The 15840-nt window shown below is 65.5% G+C and carries 20 protein-coding genes; 15 read left to right on the top strand and 5 right to left on the bottom strand.

From position 1 onward, the window contains the following. The first annotated feature begins 29 nt into the window (after window positions 1-29). From HBE64_RS21370 to HBE64_RS21350, 5 genes are all read left to right on the top strand, one after another. Window positions 30-308: a putative holin gene (locus tag HBE64_RS21370; protein WP_167106789.1), complete on the top strand. Its 279-nt coding sequence runs from the start codon at window positions 30-32 to the stop codon at window positions 306-308. Further along, entirely contained in the window at window positions 301-834 is a 534-nt protein-coding gene (locus HBE64_RS21365; protein ID WP_167106786.1) for a hypothetical protein, read from the top strand. Before HBE64_RS21370 ends, HBE64_RS21365 begins: the two co-directional genes overlap by 8 nt. Before the next feature lie 34 nt (window positions 835-868). Continuing rightward, window positions 869-2263 (top strand): dihydrolipoyl dehydrogenase, encoded by a 1395-nt coding sequence (lpdA, locus tag HBE64_RS21360; protein ID WP_167106783.1) that lies wholly within the window; start codon window positions 869-871, stop codon window positions 2261-2263. Next, on the top strand, window positions 2260-2532 hold the full coding sequence (locus HBE64_RS21355; RefSeq protein ID WP_371744023.1) for a hypothetical protein: 273 nt from the start codon (window positions 2260-2262) through the stop codon (window positions 2530-2532). The genes lpdA and HBE64_RS21355 overlap by 4 nt, the downstream gene beginning before the upstream one ends. Window positions 2533-2747: 215 nt before the next feature. After that, on the top strand, window positions 2748-2897 hold the full coding sequence (locus HBE64_RS21350) for a hypothetical protein (protein ID WP_167106777.1): 150 nt from the start codon (window positions 2748-2750) through the stop codon (window positions 2895-2897). Between the two features lie 32 nt (window positions 2898-2929). Here HBE64_RS21350 and HBE64_RS21345 read toward each other — a convergent pair whose 3' ends face one another. Then, on the bottom strand, window positions 2930-3466 hold the full coding sequence (locus HBE64_RS21345; RefSeq protein ID WP_167106775.1) for a carboxymuconolactone decarboxylase family protein: 537 nt from the start codon (window positions 3464-3466) through the stop codon (window positions 2930-2932). Next, a complete protein-coding gene (gene ramB, locus HBE64_RS21340) occupies window positions 3466-4890 on the bottom strand; it encodes an acetate metabolism transcriptional regulator RamB (RefSeq protein ID WP_167106772.1) in 1425 nt (474 codons plus the stop codon). Before ramB ends, HBE64_RS21345 begins: the two co-directional genes overlap by 1 nt. Window positions 4891-5017: 127 nt before the next feature. Between ramB and HBE64_RS21335 the strand changes: the two genes are divergently transcribed. From HBE64_RS21335 to HBE64_RS21320, 4 genes are all read left to right on the top strand, one after another. Continuing rightward, window positions 5018-5842, top strand: coding sequence for an acyl-[acyl-carrier-protein] thioesterase (locus HBE64_RS21335; protein ID WP_167106769.1), 825 nt, complete (start codon window positions 5018-5020; stop codon window positions 5840-5842). A 237-nt stretch (window positions 5843-6079) separates the two neighbouring features. Next, on the top strand, window positions 6080-7366 hold the full coding sequence (gene aceA, locus HBE64_RS21330) for an isocitrate lyase (RefSeq protein WP_167109530.1): 1287 nt from the start codon (window positions 6080-6082) through the stop codon (window positions 7364-7366). Window positions 7367-7547: 181 nt separating this feature from the next. Continuing rightward, a complete protein-coding gene (locus tag HBE64_RS21325) occupies window positions 7548-8363 on the top strand; it encodes a 3-hydroxybutyryl-CoA dehydrogenase (RefSeq protein ID WP_243841709.1) in 816 nt (271 codons plus the stop codon). 156 nt (window positions 8364-8519) lie between these two features. Beyond that, window positions 8520-9395 carry a cyclopropane mycolic acid synthase family methyltransferase gene (locus HBE64_RS21320; protein ID WP_167106762.1) on the top strand — a complete coding sequence of 292 codons (876 nt, stop codon included), beginning with the start codon at window positions 8520-8522 and terminating at the stop codon, window positions 9393-9395. Window positions 9396-9404: 9 nt separating this feature from the next. On the opposite strand, the gene HBE64_RS21315 is transcribed toward HBE64_RS21320, so the two are convergent. Together HBE64_RS21315 and HBE64_RS21310 are read right to left on the bottom strand one after the other, a co-directional pair. Continuing rightward, a complete protein-coding gene (locus tag HBE64_RS21315; RefSeq protein WP_167106759.1) occupies window positions 9405-10262 on the bottom strand; it encodes a polyphosphate kinase 2 family protein in 858 nt (285 codons plus the stop codon). Window positions 10263-10277: 15 nt separating this feature from the next. Beyond that, window positions 10278-10976 (bottom strand): TetR/AcrR family transcriptional regulator, encoded by a 699-nt coding sequence (locus tag HBE64_RS21310; protein WP_371744022.1) that lies wholly within the window; start codon window positions 10974-10976, stop codon window positions 10278-10280. 110 nt (window positions 10977-11086) lie between these two features. Between HBE64_RS21310 and HBE64_RS21305 the strand changes: the two genes are divergently transcribed. From HBE64_RS21305 to deoC, 6 genes are all read left to right on the top strand, one after another. Then, the gene (locus HBE64_RS21305) at window positions 11087-12421 is read left to right on the top strand and encodes a DUF445 domain-containing protein (RefSeq protein ID WP_243841411.1); all 1335 of its coding nucleotides are present in this window, start codon (window positions 11087-11089) and stop codon (window positions 12419-12421) included. Window positions 12422-12510: 89 nt separating this feature from the next. Continuing rightward, entirely contained in the window at window positions 12511-12903 is a 393-nt protein-coding gene (locus tag HBE64_RS21300) for a helix-turn-helix domain-containing protein (protein ID WP_167106753.1), read from the top strand. Window positions 12904-12973: 70 nt separating this feature from the next. Beyond that, a complete protein-coding gene (locus tag HBE64_RS21295; protein WP_167106750.1) occupies window positions 12974-13579 on the top strand; it encodes a heparin-binding hemagglutinin in 606 nt (201 codons plus the stop codon). A gap of 57 nt (window positions 13580-13636) precedes the next feature. Next, complete coding sequence (locus HBE64_RS21290) at window positions 13637-13915, top strand: DUF2516 family protein (protein WP_208300711.1); 279 nt, start codon at window positions 13637-13639, stop codon at window positions 13913-13915. A gap of 41 nt (window positions 13916-13956) precedes the next feature. Continuing rightward, the gene (locus HBE64_RS21285; protein WP_243841410.1) at window positions 13957-14331 is read left to right on the top strand and encodes a DUF2599 domain-containing protein; all 375 of its coding nucleotides are present in this window, start codon (window positions 13957-13959) and stop codon (window positions 14329-14331) included. Further along, on the top strand, window positions 14331-15050 hold the full coding sequence (gene deoC / locus HBE64_RS21280; protein WP_167106744.1) for a deoxyribose-phosphate aldolase: 720 nt from the start codon (window positions 14331-14333) through the stop codon (window positions 15048-15050). The genes HBE64_RS21285 and deoC overlap by 1 nt, the downstream gene beginning before the upstream one ends. Here deoC and HBE64_RS21275 read toward each other — a convergent pair. Further along, window positions 15047-15838, bottom strand: a complete 792-nt coding sequence (locus HBE64_RS21275; protein ID WP_167106741.1) for a DUF2993 domain-containing protein — start codon at window positions 15836-15838, stop codon at window positions 15047-15049. The two genes, deoC and HBE64_RS21275, sit on opposite strands and share 4 nt — an antisense overlap. Window positions 15839-15840: the final 2 nt, after the last annotated feature.

Here is a 15840-nt window from a genome sequence, read left to right as displayed (position 1 = left end):
TCGGCGTCTGGGCACGTATCGTCACAAGGGTGATACCCCTGCCTAGGGCATGGCTGCTCACAAGCGCGTTGCTGGTCGGTTGTGTGACTGGCCTGGTCGCCGCCGTCGTCACCACACTGCTGGTCAACGCCTCGATTCGTCCCGACCTCGTGGTCGCATTGGTGATTGGCGTGCCAGGGGCGATCGGGATGCTGACCATCCTGCTCTCCGGTCGCCGCTGGCTTACGACGGTCGGTGCATTCGTCCTGGCGATGGCCCCGGGCTGGCTCGCGACGCTGGTCCTCATTCAGGTGGTGTCCGGTGGCTGAACAAACGTCCCTGCCCTCGACCGAACCGCACCACGCGCCGATCTTCGACACCGGCCCGCACCCCGACCCGCTGCGAGCACTCGGCGAGCCGGCGCCGCACGCGTTCAGCGAGCTGGAGAACTTCGACACCGACGCCTTCATGCAGCCGCTCAACGGATTGGTGCACGCCGAACCGGTCGTCGTGCCGCCCGCGCCGGCCGCGGTCGACGGTACCTACCAGTATGTGAAGCGCTGGCAGTTCGTGTTCATCGTGGCCGCCGTCTGGATCCTGGCCGCCGCCGGTGGCCTGGGCTTCTACTTCTGGTGGTACACCTCGCTGCACAAGACGCCCGCCGTCTTCGGAGTGCTGCTGTATCTGATCGCCTGCGCGGTGGCCAGCATGCTGGTCTCGATGGTGCCCAATCGGCCGGCGATCACCGCCCTGGCCATCGCATTGATGTCGGCGCCGATGGCTTCGGTGGCGGCCGCGGCCTTCTTGCACGGCGCCTACTACTTCGAATGGATCGCGCGGCCTGTGATCGGCTGACCACCTGCCTCGCCGCCGCGCTAGGGTTATCTGCGTGACCCACTATGACGTCGTTGTTCTCGGAGCCGGACCCGGTGGATACGTCGCGGCGATCCGCGCGGCCCAACTCGGGCTGAACACCGCCATCGTCGAGCCCAAGTACTGGGGCGGGGTGTGCCTCAACGTCGGCTGCATCCCGTCGAAGGCGTTGCTGCGCAACGCCGAACTGGCGCACATCTTCACCAAGGAAGCCAAGACCTTCGGCATCACCGGTGAGGCCACCTTCGATTACGGTGCCGCCTTCGACCGCAGCCGCAAGGTCGCCGACGGCCGCGTCGCCGGCGTGCATTTCCTGATGAAGAAGAACAAGATCACCGAGGTCGCCGGCTACGGCACGTTCACCGACGCCAACACCCTGTCGGTCAAGCTGAACGACGGCGGAACCGAGACCCTCACCTTCGACAATGCGATCATCGCCACCGGCAGCAGCACCCGGCTCGTGCCCGGCACCTCGCTGTCGAAAAACGTCGTCACCTACGAAGAGCAGATCCTGTCCCGGGACCTGCCGAAGTCCATCGTCATCGCCGGCGCCGGCGCGATCGGCATGGAGTTCGCCTACGTGATGAAGAACTACGGCGTGGACGTCACCATCGTCGAGTTCCTGCCCCGCGCCCTGCCTAACGAGGACGCCGAGGTCTCCAAGGAGATCGAGAAGCAGTACAAGAAGCTGGGCGTCAAGATCCTCACCGGCACCAAGGTCGAGTCCATCACCGACGACGGCTCGACGGTGACGGTCGTCGTCAGCAAGGACGGCAAGACCGAGGAGATCAAGACCGAAAAGGTCATGCAGGCCATCGGGTTCGCGCCCAACGTCGAGGGCTACGGTCTGGAGGCCACCGGGGTCGCGCTGACCGACCGCAAGGCCATCGCCATCGACGACTACATGCGCACCAACGTGCCGCACATCTACGCCATCGGCGATGTCACCGCCAAGCTTCAGCTTGCCCACGTCGCCGAAGCCATGGGTGTGGTGGCGGCCGAGACCATCGCCGGCGCCGAGACGCTGGCGCTGGGGGACTACCGGATGATGCCGCGCGCGACGTTCTGCCAGCCGCAGGTCGCCAGCTTCGGCCTCACCGAGGAGCAGGCGCGTGACGAAGGCTATGACGTCAAGGTCGCGAAGTTCCCGTTCACCGCCAACGGCAAAGCGCACGGCCTGGCTGATCCCACCGGCTTCGTCAAGGTCATCGCCGACACCAAGTACGGCGAACTGCTCGGCGCCCACCTGATCGGACCCGACGTCTCTGAGCTGTTGCCCGAGCTCACCCTGGCGCAGAAGTGGGATCTGACGGTCAACGAGCTGACCCGCAACGTGCACACTCACCCGACGCTGTCGGAGGCACTCCAAGAATGCTTCCACGGCCTCGCCGGCCACATGATCAACTTTTGAGCCCGTCGACAATCGTCGCCGCGATCGGCGGTTTCGTGATCGGCCACATCCTGTGGCTGGTCGGTATCTCCATCGCGACGTCGGCCTACCGGGTGAACTTCTGGGTGCTGGTCCTCGCGGCACTGATTGCGGTCGCGTCGGCCGCGGTCGGCTGGCTGGCCTGGCGGATGTATCAGCGAAAGCGCTTGGTACCGGCGGCTTTTCTGGCCTGTCTACCGATCTCGCCGGTGGTGTTCACCCTGATCGTGCTCGGCGTCACCTACCTGTAGGCGTCCAGGCATCCGGTAGCCCTGTCACAGGCTGTCCCCAGCATCGGCGGGTCCACTCAAAGCTGACCGGGGATGACGCCAGCCCCGGGAAGTGAAACGGGGGGACGTCAATGGCTCGACTTTCGACTGCGCGAGGCACCAAGCTCGCGCTGGCCGTTCTCGGCAGTGGGGCGGTGATCACAATGATCGGATTGTCCGTGGTTACCGAAGACAGCATGACCACCGAACTGCCGCCGGCGGCCGCTCCGGTGCTTCCCGGCCCGATGACCCAGGGCGACACGGTGACCACCACTATCCCGCCGTCGACATTGGCGACCGAGAAGGCCGCACCGGCGGTCAAGGCGAAGCCGTACGGCAAGGGCTGATCGCGTTCCGCCGCGACCGCTGGTGGGGATGGTCAGTCGCGGAAGTCCATCGGCACTCGCAGCGTCGCCAGGATCGCGGCGATGGTGTCGTAATGGCCTGCCAGTGCGCATAATTCGATGATCTGCTGGCGGTTGAGATGCCGCGACAGCTCCGCGAACGTCTCGTCGGTCAGATCCCGGTTGAGGATGAACTCGTCCACCGCCGTCAGTAGTATCCGCTGCCGCTCGGTGAGCCCGTCGGCGTCAGGACCGGCAAAGATCCTCTCCTGCACCGCCGTATCGAGCCCGCGTGAGCGCGCGAGCCGACGGTGCTGCTGCAGTTCGTACTCCGAACCCCGCAGGTGTCCCACCCGCAGGATGACCAACTCCTTGTCCTTCTTGGACAGCTTGCCGCCGTTGAGCAGCACGTGGGAGTACGGCAGGAACGACAGAAACAGCAGCCGGTGCTGCCCCAGAACATCGAACAGGTGCATCCGCGGCGCCCGAATCGCACGGGCCCCGGCCCGGGCGATCGCCCAGTTGACCACGCCGAGTTCGCGACGGCCGCCGGGCGGAATGCGTTCTGCCATCAGGACTCCTTGACCAGGTAGGGAGATACGGTACTGCGGTGCTCGTCGAGATCCAGCGCCCGCCCCAGCGCGGGGAACGCCCGCTGGGCGCAGTTGTCGCGTTCGCATACCCGGCACCCCGCGCCGATGGGGGTCGCGCTGTCCGAGGACAGATCCAGGCCCTTCGAGTAGACCAGCCGGTTGGCGTGGCGCATTTCGCAGCCCAGCCCGATCGCGAAGGTCTTGCCGGGTTGTCCGTATCGCGACGCGCGGCGCTCGATGGTGCGGGCCACCCACATGTAGTTGCGGCCGTCGGGCATCTGCGCGATCTGCACCAGGATCTTGCCCGGGTTGGAAAACGTCTCGTAGACGTTCCACAACGGGCAGGTACCGCCCGAAGAGGAGAAATGAAAACCGGTGGCGGACTGGCGTTTCGACATGTTGCCCGCCTTGTCGACCCGGACGAACGAGAACGGCACCCCCCGCATCGACGGGCGCTGCAGTGTCGAAAGCCGATGGCAAATGGTCTCGTAGCTGACCTGATAGAACGCCGAGAGCCGCTCGATGTCGTAGCGGAAGCTCTCGGCGACGCCGTGAAACTGCCCGTAGGGCAACACCGTTGCGGCCGCGAAGTAGTTCGCCAGGCCGAGTCGGGCCAGCCGCCGCGATTCGTCGCTGGTGAATGTTCCGGCCGCGACCATAGTGTCGATGAGGTCGCCGAACTCGAGATAGGCCAACTCGGCGGCCATCTTGAACACCTGCTGTCCGCCGGAGAGATGGGCGCTCATCTCCATCGTCTTGGTCTCGGGGTCGTAGCGGTGCAGCACTGTGTCGCCGAGGTCGACGCGCCGCACGATGCGCACGCCGTGCACCTGCGCGAGTCGCTGGCCGATGTCGCCGGCCAGGTCGCCGCGGTGCAGGCGCATCCGCACGGTCAGGTCCTCTGCGGCGGTGTCGAGCTCGTGAAGATAGTTCTGCCGTTGGTAGAAGTAGTCGCGAACTTCCTCGTGCGGCATGGTGATCGAACCCGAGCCGCTGCCTCCGATGTTGTCGTTGAACCGGTCCTCGGTCACCGCGGCCAGTTGCGTCGTGGCCATCCGGTAGCGCCGGTGCAGGTTGACCATCGCCTTGGCCAGATTGGGGTGGGCGCCGACCATGTCGGCGACCTCGGCGGGGTCGACGTCGGCGTCCAGGTCGCGATCGAGCAGGACCTCCCGGAGCTCGGCGATCAGCCGGGTGTCATCCTGCGAGGCGAAGAACGTCGCGTCCACACCGAACACCTCGGTGATGCGCAGCAGCACGGCGACGGTCAGCGGCCGGACGTCGTGCTCGATCTGGTTGAGGTAGCTGGGTGAGATCTCCAGCATCTGGGCCAGCGCCGCCTGGCTGAATCCGCGTTCGCTACGGAGTTGACGCACGCGGGAGCCGACGAACGTCTTGGACACCTGCCCAGGGTACCGGCGCTGCGAAGGCCTGCTTAGCAGGATTGGCAACGACGTTGGTTGGCATTCGTTGGGGCCTTTGGCATGATCGCGCTGGGCGGGGAAAGCTTCGGCCTGGGGAGAAGGCGCCATGAGTACCACTGAGAAGGACACGGCCGGAACCGGTCTGGCCAAGGTGCTGATGCCCGTGCCCGATCCGCACCCCGACGTCTTCGACCGGGAATGGCCGCTGCGGGTCGGTGACATCGACCGGGCCGGGCGTCTGCGCCTGGATGCGGCGTGCCGTCACATCCAGGACATCGGCCAGGATCAGCTGCGCGAGATGGGTCACGAGGAGACCCACCCGCTGTGGATCGTCCGTCGCACAATGGTCGACCTGATCCGCCCGATCGAGTTCCAGGACATGCTGCGGATGCGCCGCTGGTGTTCGGGAACCTCCAACCGCTGGTGTGAGATGCGGGTGCGGGTCGACGGCCGCAAGGGCGGGCTGATCGAGTCCGAAGCGTTCTGGATCAACATCAACCGCGAGACCCAGGGGCCGGCCCGTATCGCCGACGACTTCCTGGAGGGGTTGAAGAGAACCACCGAAGTCAGCCGGCTGCGCTGGAAGGCCTACCTCAGTCCGGGTTCGCGTGAAGACGCCACCGAGATCCGCGACTTCCCGATCCGGGTCAGCGACATCGACTTCTTCGACCACGTCAACAACTCGGTGTACTGGAAGGTGGTCGAGGAGTTCTTCGCCCCGCACCCCGAACTGTTCGAGTCACCGCTGCGGGTGACCATCGAACACGACGCACCGGTGGCGCTCGGCGACAAATTGGAGATCCTGTCGCACGTCTACCCGCCCGGTTCCACCGACAAATTCGGCCAGGAGCTGACCGAGCGCACTGTTAGAACGCTCACATACGTTGTCGGCGACGAGGTCAAAGCCGTCGCGTCGATCTTCGGACTCTGACCGACGAGTTTTAACAGTACAAGCGTACTGACCTGCGAAAATCTGCTACCCGCCAGTAACTTCTGAACCGGTTCAGCTGAATCGCGCCTTCGCAAACTTCGCAAGATAAGCGTACTGCTTGGCGAAAATTGGCAATCGCAACGGCTTGAAGTGCACTAATAGAGCGAGGCATGCTCGAGGGCAGCACATCAGCCAAGCTGTACCAGAGTTAGCAAAAGGAGCAGGCCCCTCATGACTGTGTCCAACGTCGGCAAGCCGAAGACCGCAGAAGAGATCCAGCGCGACTGGGACACCAACCCCCGGTGGAAGGGTCTCACCCGCACCTACACCCCGGCCGACGTCGTCGCGCTGCAGGGCAGCGTCGTCGAGGAGGCCACCCTGGCCCGCCGCGGCGCCGAGGTGCTCTGGAACCAGCTGCATGACATGGAGTTCGTCAACGCACTGGGCGCCCTGACCGGCAACATGGCCGTCCAGCAGGTTCGAGCTGGCCTCAAGGCCATCTACCTGTCCGGTTGGCAGGTCGCCGGTGACGCGAACCTCTCCGGCCACACCTACCCCGACCAGAGCCTGTACCCGGCCAACTCGGTGCCGCAGGTCGTGCGCCGGATCAACAACGCGCTGCTGCGCGCCGACGAGATCGCCAGGGTCGAGGGTGACACCTCGGTCGAGAACTGGCTGGCCCCGATCGTCGCCGACGGCGAAGCCGGCTTCGGTGGCGCGCTCAACGTCTACGAGCTGCAGAAGGCCATGATCGCCGCCGGTGTCGCCGGTTCGCACTGGGAAGACCAGCTGGCCTCGGAGAAGAAGTGCGGCCACCTCGGTGGCAAGGTGCTGATCCCCACCCAGCAGCACATCCGCACCCTGACCTCGGCTCGCCTGGCGGCCGACGTCGCCGACGTCCCGACCGTCGTCATCGCCCGCACCGACGCCGAAGCGGCCACCCTGATCACCTCCGACGTCGACGAGCGGGACCGTCCGTTCATCACCGGTGAGCGCACCTCCGAGGGCTTCTACCGGGTCAAGAACGGCCTGGAGCCCTGCATTGCCCGCGCCAAGGCCTACGCGCCGTACTCGGATCTGATCTGGATGGAGACCGGCACCCCGGACCTGGAGCTGGCCGCCAAGTTCGCCGAGGGCGTCAAGAGCGAGTTCCCCGACCAGATGCTGGCCTACAACTGCTCGCCGTCGTTCAACTGGCGCAAGCACCTCGATGACGCCACGATCGCGAAGTTCCAGAAGGAGCTCGGCGCGATGGGCTTCAAGTTCCAGTTCATCACCCTCGCCGGCTTCCACGCGCTGAACTACTCGATGTTCGACCTGGCCTACGGCTACGCCCGCAACCAGATGACCGCCTACGTCGAGCTGCAGGAGCGCGAGTTCGCTGCCGAGGATCGCGGCTACACCGCGACCAAGCACCAGCGTGAGGTCGGCGCCGGTTACTTCGACCGGATCGCCACCACGGTGGACCCGACTTCGTCGACCACCGCTCTTGCAGGTTCGACCGAAGAGGGCCAGTTCCACTAAGTCTCAGGCCGCGAGCGTGCGTGTCTGCACGGTGACACGCCGCTGCCAGCGTCGCTGAGCGCACGCTCGCGGTGAGAGCCGCCGTTTGTGACATCAGGCCCCGTCCTTATATTGGGCGGGGCCTGATGCGTGAGGAGATCAAGTGAGCATTCAACGGGTAGGTGTGGTCGGCGCCGGGCAGATGGGCTCCGGGATCGTCGAGGTGGCCGCCAAGGCCGGCGCCGACGTCATCGTCTTCGAGCCGACGGACGAGTTGCTCAACGCCGGGCGCAGCCGCCTCACCGGCTCACTGGAGCGCGCGACGAGCAAGGGCAAGCTGTCCGAAGCCGACCGCGACGCCACACTGGCCCGGCTGACGTTCACCACCGACCTCGCCGACATGGCAGACCGCCAGCTCGTCATCGAGGCCGTCGTCGAAGACGAGACCGTCAAGGGCAAGATCTTCGCCGAACTCGACCGCATCATCACCGATCCAGACGCCGTGCTGGCCTCCAACACCTCCAGCATTCCGATCATGAAAATTGCTGCGGCAACAAAGAATCCGAGCCGAGTGATCGGCCTGCACTTCTTCAACCCGGTGCCGGTGCTGCCGCTGGTCGAACTGGTCAACACCTTGGTCACCTCCGAAGAGGCGATCGCCAGGGTCGAGCAGTTCGCCGGTGAGGTGCTGGGCAAGAAGGTCGTTCGCTGCGCCGACCGCTCCGGATTCGTCGTCAACGCTCTGCTGGTGCCCTATCTGCTGTCGGCGATCCGGATGGTCGAGGCCGGCGTCGCCACCGTCGAGGACGTCGACACCGCGATCGTGGCCGGGCTCTCGCACCCGATGGGCCCGTTGCGGTTGTCCGACCTGATCGGGCTGGACACCATGAAGCTCATCGCGGACTCGATGTACCAGGAGCTCAAGGACGCCCACTACGCGCCGCCACCGTTGCTGCTGCGCATGGTCGAGGCCGGGTTGCTGGGTAAAAAGTCCGGGCAGGGCTTCTACAGCTACTGACCAAGCTCCTGACGACCTGCGCTTTGTGCGAATCCCGGTTTCATTGACTAGGCTGCACGCCGGTGGGCCGGTGGGCCCAGGTCGGGGGACCGTTTGTAGCGACCCCCGCTGTCCACGGCCCGACCTAGCGAGCGGAAACCTGAAGGGCTTTTGTTGATGGCGAACGTGGATGCTGACCTGACTCCTTACTACGAGGAGTCACAGTCGATCTACGACGTATCCGACGACTTCTTTGCCCTGTTCCTGGGCTCGACGATGGGCTACACCTGCGGCTACTACGAGCGCGAGGACATGACCCTCGACGAGTCGCAGACCGCCAAGTTCGACCTGGCCCTCGGCAAGCTGAATCTCGAGCCGGGCATGACTTTGCTCGACGTCGGCTGCGGTTGGGGCGGGGCATTGGAACTGGCCGTCCAGAAGTACGACGTGAACGTGATCGGTATCACGCTGAGCAAAAACCAGTCGGAGTACGCCCGCAAACGGCTGGCAAAGGTGGACACCACCCGCTCGGTCGAGGTCCGGCTGCAGGGCTGGGAAGAGTTCAACGACCCGGTCGACCGCATCGTCAGCATCGGCGCCTTCGAAGCCTTCAAAGTCGAGCGGTACCCGGTGTTCTTCGAGAAGGCCTACAACCTGCTGCCCGACGACGGCCGCATGCTGCTGCACACGATCCTGGCGCACACCCAGAAGTTCTTCCGCGACAACGGGATCAAGGTCACCATCAGCGACCTGAAGTTCATGCAGTTCATCGAAGCCGAGATCTTCCCAGGTGGCCGGCTGCCCGCGGTCGAGGACATCGCGGAGCTCGCCGCGAATTCGGGCTTCACGCTGGAGCGCACCCACCTGCTGCGCGAGCACTATGCGCGCACCCTGGACATGTGGGCGGCCAACCTGCTAGCTGCGCGCCAGGAGGCGATCGCCATCACCTCCCCGGAGGTCTACGACCGCTATATGAAGTACCTGGTCGGCTGCGCGGACTTCTTCCGCCGCGGCATCACCAACATCGGCCAGTTCACCCTGGTCAAGGGCTGACAAGCCGCCTCAAGCCTGCGCCAGCTTCTTCTGCTCGGCCGCCACGTCGAAGTCGGCGGGTGGCCACGTGAGCTTCATGCCCTTGAGTGCTTCGATGAGCAGTTCGGTGATCGCCAACCTGCTGTACCACTTCTTGTCGCACGGGATGACGTACCAGGGTGCGTAGTCGGTCGAGGTCCGGTCCAGAACAGCCTGGTAGGCCTCCTGGTAGGCCGGCCACAACTTGCGCTCATCCAGATCGCCGGGGTTGTACTTCCAATACCTGTCCGGGCGCTCCAGACGTTCGGAGAGCCGGCGCTTCTGCTCGTCGAGGGAGACGAACATGGCGCACTTGACCACCGTCGTCCCGGAGTCGACGAGCTCCTTCTCGAACGCGTTGATCTCGTCGTAGCGCGGTTCCCAGACTTCGCGGGGCACCAGTTCATGGACCCGCACGACCAATACGTCCTCGTAGTGCGACCGGTCGAACACGCCGATGTGGCCCGCCGAGGGCAGGGCCTTGCGGATACGCCACAGGTAGTGATGGGCGCGCTCCTCCTCGGTGGGCACCCCGAAGCTCGTGTACTGGATGCCCATCGGGTTTCCGGCGCCCACCACGTGCTTGACGATGCTGCCCTTGCCCGCGGTATCCATGCCCTGCAGCACCAGCAGCAGCGAGCGGCTGTCCCCGGCTTTGCCGTTGGCGTAGAGCATCTCCTGCAGGCCGGCGAAGCGCTCGTTGCGTTCGGCCTGGACCTCAGCTGAGCCGTTCTTGTCGCCGGTATAGCCGGGGCTGGAGTCCGCGTCGATGCCGGCGATCTTCTCGCCGGGGCGGAACTGGAGGATCTTGCGCGGTTCGTGAGTCCACTGCGACGGCAGGTCGGCCATAGCCGAAGAGCCTAGCTAGCGGGTGCGCCGCAGCGCGGGTGGCAGCACCGGAGACGGGTGCGGATCTGAGTTGAACTTGTCCAGCGAACCGCCGACCTCGACGATTCCGCACAGCGCGTTCCAGCACAGCATGGTCAGGTAGTCGATCAACTCGCTGCTGGTCATCCGCGGGTTCGACATCCACGAGTGCGTCGCCAGCTGGACCCCGCCGACGATCAGGTAGGCCCACGGCTCGACGCCGCTGGTGTCCATCCCCGCGCGTTGCATACGCCGGCGCAGCACGACCGCAAGCATTCGCGCGATGATCTGTTCCGAATCGGCAATGACTTTGTTTTTGCTGGCCGAACTGTTTGCCATGACGAATCGGTAGGGCTCGGGCTCGGCGGCGACGGTCTCGACATACACCCGGATGATCTCGTGCGTGAGGTCGAATCCGTCGAGATCCGACGACAGCGCACCGGCCATGTTGGGGATCAGAGTGGTCTGCGCGAAGCGCATCATCACCGCGGTGGTGAGGTCGTTCTTGTCGACGAAGTAGCGGTATAGAACCGTCTTGGAGACGCCGATTTCCGCAGCTATTTCGTCCATGCTGACGTCGCGACCCCGCTGGCGGATGGCTTCGAGGGCGCCGTCGACCAACTCGGTGCGGCGTTCCACCTTGTGTTGATGCCAGCGTCGCTTGCGACCATCGGTCTTGGCGACCCCGTCGCTCATCTGCTGTGCCACTATCGCGGAGTCCGTTCCCCTTGTTCTCGACGATTCTACGGTCTGTTCTGATGGCAAGGTCACATTAACTGGCCCTGCACATAGCGGATGATGGTGGAGTGGTTACCGAACCTGACCGCCAGGCGTTGCCGGCGGCTGTAGTGCGCGCCGGGGCGTCGCTGGCGGAGTCGTTTGCCGGTGCTGACCCGCAGGCCGATGCCGAACGGGCGCGCTCGCTGCGCCGGATGAAGGCGGTGGCGCTGAGTTTTCTGCTCGGTGCCACGGTGTTGTTCCTGGTCTGCCGCTGGGGCCAGGCTCAGGGTTGGCCGGCCTGGATCGGCTACGTCGGCGCTGCGGCCGAGGCCGGCATGGTCGGCGCGCTGGCCGACTGGTTCGCCGTCACCGCGCTGTTCCGCCATCCGCTGGGGCTCAAGATCCCGCACACGGCGATCATCAAGCGCAAGAAGGACCAGTTGGGTGAAGGCCTGGGCACCTTCGTGCGGGAGAACTTCCTGTCGCCCGCCGTCGTGGAGACGAAGTTGCGTGACGCCGACGTCGCCGGGCGGCTGGGCAAGTGGCTCTCTGAACCCGCCCACGCCGACCGGGTCGCCGGTGAGGCTACGTCGGTGCTGCGCGTCGTGGTGGAGCTGCTCAACGACGACGACATCCAGCACGTCATCGACCGCACCATCGTCAAACGTCTGGCCGAACCGCAGTGGGGACCGCCGGTGGGCCGGGTGCTGGGGCAGCTGCTTGCCGAGAACCGTCAGGAAGCACTCATACAGCTGTTGTGCGACAGGGCTTTTGAGTGGGCGCTGAATGCGGGGGAGACCATCGAACGGGTGGTGACCCGGGATTCGCCGAGCTGGTCGCCGCGGTTCGTCGACCATCTGGTCGGCGACCGGATCCACCGTGAGCTGATGGACTTCACCGACAAGGTGCGCCGCAACCCGAATCATGAACTGCGCCTGTCGGCTACGCGTTTCCTCTTCGAGTTCGCCGATGATCTGCAGAACGACGACGCCACCATCGCGCGGGCCGAGGCGGTCAAGGAACAGCTGATGGCTCGCGACGAAGTGACCCGCGCAGCCGAGACGGCGTGGAAGACGTTGAAGCGCTTGGTTCTTGACGGTGTGGACGACCCGTCGAGTGCCTTGCGCACCCGGGTCGCGGACTCCGTCGTGCGTATCGGCGAGTCGCTTCGAGACGACGTCGAGCTACGCGACAAGGTGGACAACTGGATCGTGCGCGGGGCGCAGCATCTGGTCGGTCAGTACGGCGCCGAGATCACCACGATCATCACCGACACCATCGAGCGATGGGACGCCGAGGAGGCCAGCCGACGCATCGAATTGCACGTCGGACGCGACCTGCAGTTCATCCGGATCAACGGCACCGTAGTGGGTGCTCTCGCCGGCCTCGTCATCTATACAGTGGCGCAAATCATATTCTGACCTGCGCTAACTAGTGCTTGCAAAAGTTAGCACCCCCGCGTAATGTGAGCTCCGTACGCACCGGAACAGCACTGCGCGGGGAGGTAGTCATGGCACAGGATGCAGACATCCAGGCTGTGGTTTCCAATGCCGCGCACGACATCGGTGGCTTCATCAGGGCGCAGCGTGAAGCCGCTCAGGTTTCGGTGCGGCAGTTGGCCGAGAAGGCCGGCGTCAGCAACCCGTACCTCAGTCAGATCGAACGGGGACTACGCAAACCTTCTGCGGAGGTGCTGAGCCAGATCGCCAAGGCGCTTCGGTTGTCGGCGGAGGTGCTCTATGTGCGCGCCGGAATCCTGGAGCCCAGTGAGGGCAGCCAGGTGAACGACGCGATCATCGGGGATACCGCCATCACCGAACGCCAGAAGCAGGTTCTGCTCGACATCTACATGTCGTTCTGTCAGCAGAACGAAGCTGCCCGTGAGGAGTTGACGTCTGAATAGTCGCATCTCCACATCCGCTGAAAAACCGTCAACCACAATCGATTTGAAACGTACGAAAGGAGCCATTCACATGGCCGAGAACCCCACTATCGAGGACCTGAAGGCCCCGCTGCTCGCTGCGGTCGGTGCTGCCGACCTGGCCCTTGCCACCGTCAACGAGATCCTGGCCAACCTGCGTGACCGTGCCGAGGACGCCCGCACCGAGGCTGCCGAGCGCGTCGAAGGACGTCGCGCCAAGCTGACCAAGCTGCAGGAAGACCTGCCGCAGCGCGCCGAGGAAATCCGCGGCAAGCTGAGCTCCGAAGAGCTGCGCAAGGCGGCCGAAGGCTTCGTCGAGGACGCCACCGCGACCTACAACACCCTGGTCGAGCGTGGCGAGGCCGCCCTGGAGCGGCTGCGCAACCAGCCCGACTTCAAGGATGCCGCCGCGCAGGTCGAGGGCTACGTAGACCAGGCCGTCGAGCTGACCCAGGAGGCTCTGGGCAGCGTGTCGTCGCAGACCCGCGCCGTCGGTGAGCGTGCCGCCAAGCTGGTCGGCGTCGAGCTGCCCGCCAAGGCCGCCCCCGCCACCAAGGCCCCGGCCAAGAAGGCCGCCGCCAAGAAGGCTCCGGCCAAGGCTGCCGCCAAGAAGGCCCCGGCCAAGAAGGCTCCGGCCAAGAAGGTCACCCAGAAGTAAGGGTCACCCAGAAGTAAATCGACGTTCGGGACAACACCCGCCTACCCTATAGCTGTGATGCTCCAAGGTGTGGCGGGTGTTGTTCTTCAGGTCGTCTTCTGGGCGGTGACCGTTGTCGCCATTTACGCGTTCGTCCACGCGGCGATGCAACGCACCGATGCCTACACGGCAGCCGACAAGCTCACCAAGCCGGTCTGGCTGGTGATCCTGGGTGCCGCCATCCTGCTGTCGTTCGTGCTGGGCGTGACCGGGGTCGCGATCGCGGCGGTCGCCGCAGGCATCTACCTCGTCGACGTCCGGCCCAAGCTGCTCGAGGTCCAGGGGAAGTCCCGCTGACCACCCGACACCGACTGGCCGGCGTCCTCGCCGTCGTCCCGGTGGCCCTGTGCCTGGCCGTTCCTGCGGCCGCCGACACCACCCCGGCCCCGCCCTTCATCGACCACGCCGAATGGCAGCACTGGGGCGACCTGTCCAGTCTTCGTGTCTATCCCACCCCGGCCGGCCGGCAGGCGGGCGCGCAGATGTTCAAACCGCCGTGGGAGATCGACGAGGCCTGGAGCGAGGTGCTCGCCCTTGCCCCCGATGCAGCCAGCCCTGGTATGCGCGAGCAGTTCGTCTGCCACTTCCGCTTCGCCGAGATCGTCGAACCCGGCAAGACCAGCTGGAACCTCGAGCCGTGGCGGCCCGTGGTCGACGACAACACCATGACGGCCGCCGGCTGCAACCCCGGCGGTTCCCAGGAGCCGTTCTGATGACCCGCCGGCGGGCAGGAGCGGAGCGGCTCGGGGATATCTGGCGCAGAGCCGATGTGGCCGCGCTAGTCGACCACACCCTGCTCAAACCCGAAGCCACCGATGCCGACGTCGCCGCCCTGGTCGACGAGGCCGCCGAGCTGGGGGTGCTGGCCGTCTGTGTCTCGCCGTCCATGGTCGCCACCGCGCACAAGGCCGCCAGCGGGCATCCGGAACGCCTGCTGATCGCCACCGTCGCCGGTTTTCCGTCGGGCAAGCACCTGCCGACGATAAAAGCCACCGAGGCGGCGCTGGCGGTCGACTTTGGGGCCGACGAGGTCGACATGGTGATCGACGTCGGTGCCGCCATCGCCGGTGACCTGGCCGCCGTCGCCGCCGACATCGCCACCGTGCGTGCCGCGGTACCCGACGCCGTGCTCAAGGTCATCGTCGAGTCGGCGGCACTGCTGAGCCTCGCCGGTGACGGCATACTGATCGCGGTCTGCCGGGCCGCTGAAGAATCCGGCGCCGACTTCGTCAAGACCTCGACCGGATTCCATCCCTGCGGCGGGGCGTCGGTGGCGGCCGTGGAACTGATGGCCGCGACGGTAGGCGGCCGGCTCGGCGTCAAGGCCAGCGGCGGTATCCGCACCGCGCAGGACGCGCTGGCCATGCTGGACGCCGGCGCGACCCGGCTCGGATTGTCCGGGACCCGCGCCGTACTCGACGGTCTGGACTAAACCCCTGCGAAGCAGGGATCCTGCTGACCGTTGGGGATGGTCGCGTTCCTGGTGATGAACTTGGCGGTGACGCCGGTATCGGTGACGGCGACGCTGTCGGCGTGGATCCCCATCGGCAGGTTCTTGGTCAGTGCCGTCGTGAAGGCGTCCAACGCCGGCTGGATGGTCTCCCGGGGCAGGCTGAAACCCAGCCCGGTCAAGCTGACCACCTGCAGGTTCAGTCCGCCGTTGGACACCTCGGGCTTGGCTGTCACCGTGCCGAGACCACCCTTGAGCTCGATCGTTCCCTCCGACGGGCTGGTGGCCACCGAGGTGACCAGACCGCCTAGCAACGGGATGATGTCGGCGACGGTCTGCTGGATGCCGTCGTTGGACCAGGTGATCGTGGCGTCCAGCGCCCCCAGAGTGCCCGCCGAATCCGCGGTCTTGTTGATCTTGATGTCGTTGAGCAGCAGGTCGAGTTTCATGCCCTTGGCTTCGCGGATCTGGTTGCCCGCGGTCTCGACCCGGATGTCGTTGTAGCTGCCGGTGAGGTGCTGCAGCAGGAACGGCCGCATGCCGAACGACACCGTCGCGGAATCTTTGACCACACACTCGACCGCGCTGGCCACAACGGTGGTGGCCCGGTGCCGCACGTAGAGCTCGGTGCCGACCAGGGCGGCGATCGCCAGCGCGATGACGGTGACGAGCACCAGTGCGATCGACAGCGGGTCGCGCAGGAAGCCGGACTTGGATTCCTCGGGCGGCTCGGCGGGCGGTGGCGCGCTCGGCGGGCCCGCCTGCGGGATGT

Origin of the sequence: Mycobacterium sp. DL592 (genome assembly GCF_011694515.1) — a bacterium.
Classification (GTDB): Bacteria; Actinomycetota; Actinomycetes; order Mycobacteriales; family Mycobacteriaceae; genus Mycobacterium.
Note: the sequence above shows the minus strand (reverse complement) of the source record. Positions and strands in the feature narration are given on the sequence as shown.

Coding starts and splice junctions, on each gene's coding strand:
- HBE64_RS21350 (WP_167106777.1), top strand. CDS start 2,748: ATGACCACCGAACTGCCGCCGGCGGCCGCTCCGGTGCTTCCCGGCCCG.
- HBE64_RS21345 (WP_167106775.1), bottom strand. CDS start 3,466: ATGGCAGAACGCATTCCGCCCGGCGGCCGTCGCGAACTCGGCGTGGTC.
- HBE64_RS21335 (WP_167106769.1), top strand. CDS start 5,018: ATGAGTACCACTGAGAAGGACACGGCCGGAACCGGTCTGGCCAAGGTG.
- HBE64_RS21325 (WP_243841709.1), top strand. CDS start 7,548: ATGGGCTCCGGGATCGTCGAGGTGGCCGCCAAGGCCGGCGCCGACGTC.
- HBE64_RS21320 (WP_167106762.1), top strand. CDS start 8,520: ATGGCGAACGTGGATGCTGACCTGACTCCTTACTACGAGGAGTCACAG.
- HBE64_RS21315 (WP_167106759.1), bottom strand. CDS start 10,262: ATGGCCGACCTGCCGTCGCAGTGGACTCACGAACCGCGCAAGATCCTC.
- HBE64_RS21310 (WP_371744022.1), bottom strand. CDS start 10,976: ATGAGCGACGGGGTCGCCAAGACCGATGGTCGCAAGCGACGCTGGCAT.
- HBE64_RS21300 (WP_167106753.1), top strand. CDS start 12,511: ATGGCACAGGATGCAGACATCCAGGCTGTGGTTTCCAATGCCGCGCAC.
- HBE64_RS21295 (WP_167106750.1), top strand. CDS start 12,974: ATGGCCGAGAACCCCACTATCGAGGACCTGAAGGCCCCGCTGCTCGCT.
- HBE64_RS21290 (WP_208300711.1), top strand. CDS start 13,637: ATGCTCCAAGGTGTGGCGGGTGTTGTTCTTCAGGTCGTCTTCTGGGCG.
- deoC (WP_167106744.1), top strand. CDS start 14,331: ATGACCCGCCGGCGGGCAGGAGCGGAGCGGCTCGGGGATATCTGGCGC.